The sequence below is a fragment of the Lutibacter sp. A64 genome (genome assembly GCF_022429565.1).
In the GTDB taxonomy this organism is placed as follows: Bacteria; Bacteroidota; Bacteroidia; order Flavobacteriales; family Flavobacteriaceae; genus Lutibacter.
Genome location: NZ_CP092487.1, coordinates 136,425 through 142,500, shown reverse-complemented (window position 1 = coordinate 142,500; position 6,076 = coordinate 136,425). Strand labels below are relative to the sequence as shown.

The 6,076-nt window shown below is 30.8% G+C and carries 6 protein-coding genes (1 of these 6 running past the window's edge); 2 read left to right on the top strand and 4 right to left on the bottom strand.

Annotated elements, in window-relative coordinates:
- The 3 genes from MKD41_RS00680 to dnaK form a co-directional block, all read right to left on the bottom strand.
- Nucleotides 1-494, bottom strand: partial view of a hypothetical protein gene (locus MKD41_RS00680; protein WP_240243532.1) — the 5' portion only. It extends 52 nt beyond the left edge of the window; only the first 494 of its 546 coding nucleotides appear in the window; its start codon is at nucleotides 492-494; its stop codon lies off the left edge, out of view.
- A gap of 48 nt (nucleotides 495-542) precedes the next feature.
- Entirely contained in the window at nucleotides 543-1,493 is a 951-nt protein-coding gene (locus MKD41_RS00675; RefSeq protein ID WP_240243531.1) for an NAD(P)H-dependent flavin oxidoreductase, read from the bottom strand.
- Between the two features lie 226 nt (nucleotides 1,494-1,719).
- Entirely contained in the window at nucleotides 1,720-3,633 is a 1,914-nt protein-coding gene (gene dnaK / locus MKD41_RS00670; protein WP_240243530.1) for a molecular chaperone DnaK, read from the bottom strand.
- 213 nt (nucleotides 3,634-3,846) lie between these two features.
- On the opposite strand from dnaK, the gene MKD41_RS00665 reads away from it, so the two are divergent.
- Nucleotides 3,847-5,271 carry an L-serine ammonia-lyase gene (locus MKD41_RS00665; protein ID WP_240243529.1) on the top strand — a complete coding sequence of 475 codons (1,425 nt, stop codon included), beginning with the start codon at nucleotides 3,847-3,849 and terminating at the stop codon, nucleotides 5,269-5,271.
- 80 nt (nucleotides 5,272-5,351) lie between these two features.
- Nucleotides 5,352-5,687, top strand: coding sequence for a DUF2853 family protein (locus MKD41_RS00660; RefSeq protein ID WP_240243528.1), 336 nt, complete (start codon nucleotides 5,352-5,354; stop codon nucleotides 5,685-5,687).
- A gap of 94 nt (nucleotides 5,688-5,781) precedes the next feature.
- Here MKD41_RS00660 and MKD41_RS00655 read toward each other — a convergent pair whose 3' ends face one another.
- Nucleotides 5,782-6,075 (bottom strand): hypothetical protein, encoded by a 294-nt coding sequence (locus tag MKD41_RS00655; protein ID WP_240243527.1) that lies wholly within the window; start codon nucleotides 6,073-6,075, stop codon nucleotides 5,782-5,784.
- Between the last annotated feature and the right edge of the window lies 1 nt (nucleotide 6,076).

Below are 6,076 nucleotides of genomic sequence, written 5' to 3'. Positions count from 1 at the left end.
GAATTAATTAGTTTATAAATTAACTTATTTCTAACTACCTCAACACTTTCATTATAATACGTTGCCCATTTATAATCTTTATACAACTTTTTAATTTCTTTGAGTCGTAAAAGCGCAAACTCTAATGTCATTAAAAAAGGTGTAGTTTTATCTTCTCCTTTAAATCTATAAATTTTTGGCTCATTTGTTTTAGCTTCAACAGCTATATAAAAATATTTTTCTTTTGAATTTAAGGGATAAAAATCAGACCAATTTGCATAACCAACATAATAAATTTGATTTTTATAAGCTTCAACACCTTTAATTTTCCATTTACAATTGGCTACTCTTCCCCAATGATTTGAATAGCGGTAAACGCCTTTTTCGGTATAAAAATATAAACTTCCTGATTTACTTTTGTAATGAATTTCTCGTTGTTTAAAAAAATTGAGCGATTTTATTTCAAATTCACAGTAGGTATGCTTAAAAAAATTAAATTTATGAAAATTCTTCAATGCGTATTTTAAATTAAAATGTATTAAATCAATAGATTTTCAAAAATACTAATTAATAAGCTTAGAAATTATATCTTTAACAGGTAAAATTGTAGTTGTATGTTCTATACTTGGACCTGCAACCCATACCGTTTTATAAGTTGCTTTAGTTGCTGCTTTTTCGGTTGCTCGCATTCCTATTGAAAATCGAATCATTTTTACCCATTTTTTCAACTTTTTGTTTTTATTTAGAATACGTTCTATCCAAGTTTGTTTCGTTCCAATTTTTTGAACATACGAAGTGTTTATTACTGTGCAAGGTGTTCCGGATATACGTTCTGTCATTACAATATCTTTTGAACCATAAGTGACACAGGCTTTTTTATATTCTTCGGTAACACCAGCTTCAACTGAAGCAATAAAAGGGCTCCCTACAGAAACTCCTCCAGCACCTAAACTTAACATTTTATAAATATCGTTAGTACACCCTACTCCACCTGCTGAAATAATAGGAATTGTACAATTTTGAATTAATTCTGGAATTAACACTTCTGGAGAAGTATTACCTCTATGACCTCCAGCTAAATTATTTACGGCAATAATGGCATTGGCACCTAATTTCTCTACCTTTTTTGCAAATTTTAAATCAGTTACATCACATAAAACTTTGATATTATGCTTATGTGCTTTTTTAATAGTTTCTTCAGGATTTCCTAAAGAAGTTATAATAAAATCAACTCCTTCTTCACAAATAACTTCTAATTGATCTTTATATTTAATATTAGACTTGTTTACAATTAGGTTAAAACCAAACGCTCCACCAGAAACTTTAGCCGCTTTTAATTCTTTTATTGCAGTTCTTAATTCTTCTAAAGTTCTATAATTTAATGCAGGAATACAACCCGCAATCCCTCCTTTCATAGCTTCTATTACCATAGCTGTATTTGAAACTAAAAACATAGGCGCTTGAATTATTGGGTAGGTTATATTTAAAAGCTGTGTAAGTTTTGCTGATTTCATATATCTGGTTTTTTCAAATATAAGAAATAGTTTGTTATGCATACATACTAAAACAATGTATCAAATATCAATAACTTCTAATTTAGTTTTTCTATAACTTATATATACTCTTACTTCTTGTTAAATATTAATTTAAAACTATAACTAAGCTTAATTTACAACATAAAAAAACTGCCTAAAAGTTTTAACTTTTAGACAGTTTTTTAATTTATTAAAAGAATAAATCTTATTTATCTTCTTTTACTTCTTCAAAGTCTACATCTTCTACATCGTCACCTTCATTTTTAGGTTGCGCATCACCAGCACCTCCTGTTGGAGCTCCTTGAGGCTGACCTTCTTGTTGTGCTTTGTACATTTCTTCACTTGCAACTTTCCAAGCTTCGTTTATCTTTTCCATTGCAGTATCAATTTGTGCAATATCTTTAGATTCGTGTGCTTTTTTAAGTTCTGCTAAAGCTGCTTCAATTGGATCTTTTTTATCTGCTGATAATTTATCACCAAACTCTTTTAATTGTTTTTCTGTTTGGAAAATCATAGAGTCTGCACCATTAATTTTTTCAGCAATTTCTTTAGCATTTTTATCTGCATCTGCATTTGCTTCTGCATCTGCTTTCATTTTTTTGATTTCATCTTCAGTTAAACCAGAAGAAGCTTCAATTCTAATATCTTGAGATTTACCAGTAGCTTTATCTGTTGCAGAAACTTTAATAATACCATTTGCATCAATATCAAAAGTTACTTCAATTTGTGGTACACCTCTTTGTGCTGGTGGAATTCCATCTAAATGGAAACGACCAATAGTTTTATTATCTGCTGCCATTGCTCTTTCACCTTGTAATACGTGAATTTCTACTGATGGCTGATTGTCTGCTGCTGTAGAGAATACTTGCGACTTTTTAGTTGGAATTGTTGTATTAGCTTCAATTAACTTAGTCATTACATTCCCCATAGTTTCAATACCTAAAGATAAAGGTGTAACATCTAACAACAATACATCTTTTACATCTCCAGTTAACACACCCCCTTGAATAGCTGCTCCAATTGCAACAACCTCATCTGGATTTACTCCTTTTGAAGGTGCTTTTCCAAAGAATTTTTCAACTGCATCTTGAACAGCTGGAATACGTGTTGATCCACCTACCAATATAACTTGATCAATATCTCCTGTAGATAAACCAGCATTATTTAATGCAGTTTTACAAGGCTCTATAGTTCTTTTTACTAAATCATCAATTAATTGTTCAAATTTAGATTTAGATAATGTACGTACTAAGTGTTTTGGTCCACTTGCAGTAGCCGTTACATATGGTAAATTAATTTCTGTTGATGCTGAAGAAGATAATTCTATCTTCGCTTTTTCAGCTGCTTCTTTTAGACGTTGTAAAGCCATAGGGTCTTCACGTAAATCCATATTTTCGTCAGCTTTAAACTCTTCAGCTAACCAGTCTATAATTTTTTGATCTACATCATCACCACCTAAGTGTGTATCTCCATCGGTTGAAAGCACTTCAAAAACACCATCTCCTAATTCTAAGATAGAAACGTCATGTGTTCCACCTCCAAAGTCAAAAACAACAATTTTTTGATCTGTTCCTTTTTTGTCCATACCATACGCCAATGCTGCAGCAGTAGGTTCGTTGATAATACGACTCACTTTTAAACCTGCAATTTCACCTGCTTCTTTAGTTGCCTGACGTTGTGCATCATTAAAATATGCTGGTACAGTTACAACAGCTTCATTAACTTCAGCTCCTAAATAATCTTCAGCAGTTTTCTTCATTTTTTGAAGCACCATTGCTGAAATTTCTTGAGGTGTGTATAATCTTCCATCAATATCTACACGTGGTGTATCATTATCTCCTTTTACAACTTTATAAGGTACACGTTCTGCTTCCATTTTAGATTCAGAATATTTATTACCCATAAAACGTTTAATAGAATAAATAGTTTTTAATGGGTTTGTAACCGCTTGCCTTTTTGCTGGATCTCCTACTTTACGTTCTCCACCTTCAATAAATGCTACAATAGAAGGTGTAGTTCTTTTTCCTTCTGCATTAGGAATTACAACAGGCTCATTTCCTTCCATTACAGAAACACAAGAGTTGGTAGTTCCTAAATCAATTCCTATAATCTTACTCATAATTATATATTTTTATTATTTAATTTTTTTTAAACTTACAGTTACAATTAAACAATGTTTATGCCATTACAAATTTCTATGTCAATATGTCATAACTTCATATACGAAAGCTTTTAAATGTCATTATTCTGTCTGTATATCTGTTTAAATATTTATTATAAATGACAAAACTATAAACTAATAGTATATATTTGCGGGTTAAAAAACTGAACAATGGAGTGTATTTCTATTTTTGATATGCTAAAAATTGGCATTGGTCCTTCAAGCTCTCATACCTTAGGCCCATGGAGGGCTGCAGAACGCTGGATAAACCACTTAAAGAAGGAAAATCTTTTTTCTGAAATAACTTCTGTAAAAGTAGATTTATACGGTTCGCTATCTTTAACAGGAAAAGGACATGCTACAGATTTAGCTGTAATTTTAGGTTTAACAGGTGCCGACCCAGAATATATTCCTACAGAAGAAATAACGCCTCTAATTTCTAAAATTAAAGAAACACAACAATTAAAATTTGGAAATAGTATTACCATTGATTTTAATCCATTAACCGATATTGTTTTTAACAAAGAATTTTTGCCTTTTCATGCAAATGCCATGAAATTTACAGGCTTTAATAATGCCAAAGAAATATCAACCGATATTTACTATTCTATTGGTGGTGGTTTTGTTGTTAGAGAAGAATTAATTCATGCTAAAGAAAATATTGAAATTTTTAAAACATTTCCTTATTCTATACAAAAAGCAACAGAATTAGAACTTTATTGCAAACAAGAACAATTAAAAATTTCAGAAATTGTTTTAGAAAACGAACGCTCTTTAAGAACCGATAAAGAAATTGACTTTGAAATAAAACGAATTTGGGATACCATGCTTGAGAGCATGTATATTGGTTGTCATACTGAAGGTATTTTACCTGGTGGATTAAAAGTTAGAAGACGCGCTTTTGATATGCATCAAAAGTTAAAAGAAGATAAAATTTATAGTACACCAAATGAATGGTTACAAGCTATTAGAAATACCGAAGTTAAATTTCGTCAAATATTAAAATGGGTAAGTTGCTTTGCTTTAAGTGTAAACGAAGTAAATGCCTCACTAGGTAGAGTTGTAACGGCCCCCACTAATGGAAGTGCTGGTGTAATACCTGCAGTATTAATGTACTATTTAGTTATAGAAAATCACGAAGCTTCCTTTAAACACATAAAACAATTTTTATTAGTTGCTAGTGAAATTGGCAGCTTATTTAAAAAGGGTGCTACAATATCAGCAGCAATGGGTGGTTGCCAAGCAGAGATTGGTGTTTCATCCGCAATGGCTGCAGGTGCTTTAACCGAATTACTTGGCGGAACACCTGAGCAAGTTTTAATGGCTAGTGAAATTGCAATGGAACATCATTTAGGGTTAACTTGTGATCCCATAGGTGGTTTAGTACAAATACCTTGTATTGAACGTAATGCAATGGGAGCAATTAAGGCAATTAATGCAGCTGAATTAGCTTTAGAGTCAGATAGTTTAAATGCCAAAGTACCACTTGATAAAGTAATTTCTAGCATGTGGGAAACTGCACAAGATATGAACTCTAAGTATAAAGAAACCTCTGAAGGTGGATTGGCGGTTGGAGTAAATCTTTCAGATTGTTAACCTAATTTTCACGTTAAACAAATTATATTTTTTATATTTGGTAAAAGAAATATTAACTTTAATAAAAAAATTCGTTACTCATGAGTAAATTAGATGAAAAAATAGCACTTTATGAAAGTGAAATGAAAAAGTTAGGAATCAGTTTTGATGCTGATTTATTAGCTAAGGTTACTAAAGGATTAGGACCTTCTATTTATAAAAAAGATGCTGAAACTGTATCTGGATCAGATCCTAAAGAATTAGCTACAGTAAAAAACAACTTCCTAATAAAAAAATTAGGTCTTTCAGATAGTCCTGAATTAGATGCCGCTATGGAAAAAGCTGTTGAAACTATGGGTAAATCTAACAGAAATAAATACAGAGCTATTTTCTATTATATTTTAGTGAAAGAATTTGGAAAAGAATCTATTTACTAGACTTAAAAAAATTTAATAAAAAGACTGTTTAAAAAACCGTCAATCTGAATTAATTTCAGAAAGATGGATATTTTTTCAAACAGTCTTTTTTTAGTTAATAATCATAAGAACTTTCATCTGCTATATCTTCTAAATTAGTTGAATCATAAACGTCATCAAAATTATCTGCATCAGCATCATAATCTTCCATAGTTTCTTCTAATTTCAAACTAATTTTCACCAAATAACAAGTATCTTCTGTAGTTACTTCTACAGCTCTTATTGTTTCACCTTTGGCATTTTTAAACGTTATTATATCTCTATAACCATAACCTGATGGATATTTTTCAACTAATAAATCTAAAATATCATTTGTTAACTTACTATAATCTACAATAACTCTCTTCATA

Excerpts from the sequence above, each read along its gene's own strand:
- MKD41_RS00660 (WP_240243528.1), top strand. The coding sequence starts at position 5,352 with ATGAGTAAATTAGATGAAAAAATAGCACTTTATGAAAGTGAAATGAAA.
- MKD41_RS00655 (WP_240243527.1), bottom strand. The coding sequence starts at position 6,075 with ATGAAGAGAGTTATTGTAGATTATAGTAAGTTAACAAATGATATTTTA.
- MKD41_RS00665 (WP_240243529.1), top strand. The coding sequence starts at position 3,847 with ATGGAGTGTATTTCTATTTTTGATATGCTAAAAATTGGCATTGGTCCT.
- MKD41_RS00675 (WP_240243531.1), bottom strand. The coding sequence starts at position 1,493 with ATGAAATCAGCAAAACTTACACAGCTTTTAAATATAACCTACCCAATA.
- dnaK (WP_240243530.1), bottom strand. The coding sequence starts at position 3,633 with ATGAGTAAGATTATAGGAATTGATTTAGGAACTACCAACTCTTGTGTT.